General features: G+C 64.3%; 3 protein-coding genes and 1 pseudogene. 1 reads left to right on the plus strand and 3 read right to left on the minus strand.

What is annotated here, in order from left to right; all coding sequences use genetic code 11:
* A partial coding sequence (locus EN932_RS31665) for a LysR substrate-binding domain-containing protein (RefSeq protein WP_245483359.1) occupies positions 1 to 434 on the plus strand: 434 nt, incomplete at its 5' end.
* Positions 435 to 631: 197 nt separating this feature from the next.
* On the opposite strand, the gene EN932_RS31670 is transcribed toward EN932_RS31665, so the two are convergent.
* From EN932_RS31670 to EN932_RS31680, 3 genes and pseudogenes are all read right to left on the minus strand, one after another.
* Positions 632 to 1,540 (minus strand): DMT family transporter, encoded by a 909-nt coding sequence (locus EN932_RS31670; RefSeq protein WP_127384841.1) that lies wholly within the window; start codon positions 1,538 to 1,540, stop codon positions 632 to 634.
* A gap of 60 nt (positions 1,541 to 1,600) precedes the next feature.
* Positions 1,601 to 2,488 carry a DMT family transporter gene (locus EN932_RS31675; RefSeq protein WP_127384840.1) on the minus strand — a complete coding sequence of 296 codons (888 nt, stop codon included), beginning with the start codon at positions 2,486 to 2,488 and terminating at the stop codon, positions 1,601 to 1,603.
* Positions 2,489 to 2,666: 178 nt separating this feature from the next.
* Positions 2,667 to 3,524: pseudogene (locus EN932_RS31680) on the minus strand (peptidase S10); the annotation flags it as partial.

The raw sequence follows: 3,524 nt of genomic DNA on the forward strand, positions 1-3,524 counted from the left end.
GCCTCGATCTGGCGATCGTCATGCGCCAGACGGCAGCGGCGGACGAAGTCGGCGTGCTGCGCGAGCCGATGATATGGCTATGCTCACAAAAGGGGCTGGCCACGCGGCAGGAGGAACTGCCGCTGGCGCTGCTCGATCCATATTGCGGTTTTCGCGAAGCGGCACTTGCCGCACTCGATGCCGCCGGCCGCCGCTACCGCATTGCTGCCGGCAGCGCCAGTCTGGCCGGCCTGCGCACAGCCGTGAACGCCGGTGTCGCACTGACGCTGCGAACGGCCCGCTTTGCCCATTCCGGGATTGTCGAGGCGCCGCGCCAGCTTGGCCTGCCGCAGGTGCCTTTGGCTGAGTTCGCCATCCGGCTGCGCGCCGGTGCCGATGGATCGGCAGCCGATCTGGCGACCCTGCTCAGCGCCAACCTTGCCTTGTCGGGCTGAATACCCAACGAACCCGACCTTGCGGTCCCAAGTGGCAAAGAAAAAGCCGACCTTGCGGTCGGCAAGCGGCAAAGAAAAAGCCGACCTTACGGTCGGCTTGGAGTAGGACGGGCCGAGGGGTTTGGGGGGACTTGGGGATGGCCCGTCGCAGCAATAATGCCTGACCCGGATGATGGTTCCATGACTGTGTCGCTTTTTTAAGAAATATTTGACGCCATGCGTTGCGAGCGCGCCATCAGCCAATCCCGCCCCGCATGGGCGAACACTGCGGTGAGCACGACGGCGCCGCCGATCATGCTGGCGGCTGGTGCAATCTCGCCCAGGAACAGGAAGGCAAACAGGATCGCGAACGGCACTTCGGCCGAACCGAGAAGCCCGGATTCGGCCGGCGGGATGAGTCGTGCGCCCTCCGTCCACAGGATCGAGGACAGCGCGAAGGACGCGCCGAAAGTGGTGAGCAGAACGGCATCTCTCGGCGAAACCGCCAGCGGATCGGTGACGAACCAACCGAGCACGAACAACAGGAATGCCGACACCGCACCGGCCCACACCACGGGCGTGTCGCGGAAGGCGCGAACCATGATCATGTAAAGGCCGCTGCCGATGGTCATCAGCAGTGCCAGTCCGTCGCCGAACAGATTGCCGGTGCCGAAGCCGGACCAGACCATGATCGCCACGCCGCACAGCGACACTGCGGCGGCGACCATCGTCTGCAACCGGAAGGGTTCGCGCGTCAGAACCCAGGCCAGCAGCGCCGTGACGAAAGGTGCTGTGGCATAGATGACAGCGACATTGGCGACGAAGGTGAACTTGAACGCCGAGATGAAAGCGATGCTGGCCAGCGCGCCTTCCACCGCCAGCAGCCAGCCGCGCCAGCCAAGCCGCAGGGTCTCACGCCCACCGGAACGGTGACGCCGCCACAGCACATAGAAGCTGATCAGGATCGCGCCGACAAAGCCGCGCCAGCAGATGATGGTCAACGGGTCGGCGTGGATTGATTTCGTCAGCACGCCCGTCAGGCCGAAGACGGCGGCTGAGGACGACACCAGGATGATGCCGAGTGTCCGCTCCGCGGCGGTGTCGGTGGCGGCTGCAATCTCAGTCATGCCGCCAGCCTACGCCGCTTGGTCCTGACATCGTAGCGTCAGCAATCATGGCCATGCACATCATAGCCGTTTGCGGAAATGCTCGGTGCCGACGATCAGCAGGCCGGCGGCGACGATCAGCGCAGCGCCCAGGAAAACTTCGCGGCGCGGCACGTCGCCCCAGATCGCAAAGCCGAGTGCGAATGCCCACAATAGCGAGGTGTATTCCAGCGGCGCGAGAACCGAGGCCGGCGTGCGCTTCATGCCTTCGAAGAGAAGATACTGCGCCAGGCCGCCGAGTGCGCCGACGCTGGCAAGCAGCAGCAGCTGGGTCCAGTCGGGTGTCCGCCACCAAAGCAACGCCGGCACCGCCGAAAACAGCAGGAAATAGAAATTGTTGAGCAGGAGCTGGATCATCGAGCGCTCGGCAAGGGCGGTCCTGCGCAAGAGCACGATGGCGATGCCCCACAAGAAGGCGGCCGCCAGCACCAGCAGCACCGGCACGGACAGGCCGAGATGGGTCGGATCGCAAGCGATGAACACGCCGGCAAAGCCGATCAGCACCGCCAGCCAGCGCAGCATCGGCACTTTTTCGCCGAGCAGGAACACCGAAAGCACGGTGACGATGATCGGGGCCGCGTAATAAACGGTGGTCAGTTCGGCGAGCTGCAGGCTGCGCGCGGCGTTGTAGTAGCAGAGCCACGCAGCAAGCGTGAAGGCACTGCGCACCAGCATCGGCCGCACGATCGGCGAGCGCATCGTGTCGGCAAACAGCTGTCGTCCGCCGATCGCCGCGCACGCGCCCAGAATGGTGATGCTGCGGAAGAACATGATCTGCCAGACGCTCAGGCCGACGACCAGCAGCTTGATCGAAGCATCCTGTGTCGAAAACAGCAGATAGGCCGCACCGGTCAGCAGGATGCCTGCAAGAACCCGCTCGCGTGTTTCGAGAATGGCGATATCGGCCATAAGGCGCGTGGGACCAAATTTGCCGGAGCGGCAGAAATGCTGTGAGGAGCGACACAAGGGAGCCGTGAATTCAACTCCCTTGGTACCAAGCTATACGGGCGAAAACCCCTGCGGCGCTACGCCAGTCCGGGGCTTATATTGGGGCACGGGTCCATGGCGAGCTGCACTGTCGCCAAGTCTATTGCGTCGCCTGATAAAGCTCCGAAGCGGCTTCTTTCAGCGCGCGCCGGCCGTCGGACCTGAAATACATCATGTGCCCGCCCTCGACGACATCGAGACGGATGGGCTTGGCATTGGCGAGCGACGGGATCTGGCTCACCAGGTAGCGCGAGGCGAGGTAAGGTGTCACCAGGTCGGTGTAGCCGTTAACGATCACGACGCCGAGCGAAGGGTTCAGCGAGCGTGCGCGCTGCAGATCGTCCATCACCCCGGCATAGCCTTGCCGCGAGGCGCCGGTCCCGTAATCCCAATTGTGGCTGATTTCGCCATTGAGCAGCCGATAGCTGACATCGGTGCGAAAATGCAGTTCGTCGCTGATATAGCCGACGAACGCCGACGTCAGCGCCGGCACGCTGCGGTCGAGCACCGGATCCGGGCCGGCGATGCGGGCGCTCTCGGGCGCGATGTCGGCCGTGCCGATCGTGGCGTCATAGGGGCTGAGCACCTTGCCGCTGGCGCGGGCGAACTCCCTTGCGAACAGGCCGGTGGGGATGCGGGCGGAGTTCCGCTGCACCAGGTCGAGCGGCAGGCCGGTGATGTCAGCCACGCGTTGGCTGGCCAGCCGCCTGCCTTGCTCCAGTCCGCTGGTGATTGCCGTGAGGTAATCGCCCATCGCATAATGTTCGACGTCTGCCAGCTTCTCCCGCAACGCGTCGCCGCTGACGCCTTCGGCGCGCAGGCGCACCGCAGCCAGTGAAGGCAGTTCGAGCGCCCAATGCAGCGGCTCGAATTCGTCGGGCTGCACCAGCGTGAACTCCAGCGCCGGGGAGATCAGCACGATGCCGTTCGGACTGATGCCGATATCTTCCTGCAACGT

Origin of the sequence: Mesorhizobium sp. M7A.F.Ca.US.002.01.1.1, assembly GCF_004022955.1 — a bacterium.
Lineage (GTDB): Bacteria > Pseudomonadota > Alphaproteobacteria > Rhizobiales > Rhizobiaceae > Mesorhizobium > Mesorhizobium ciceri.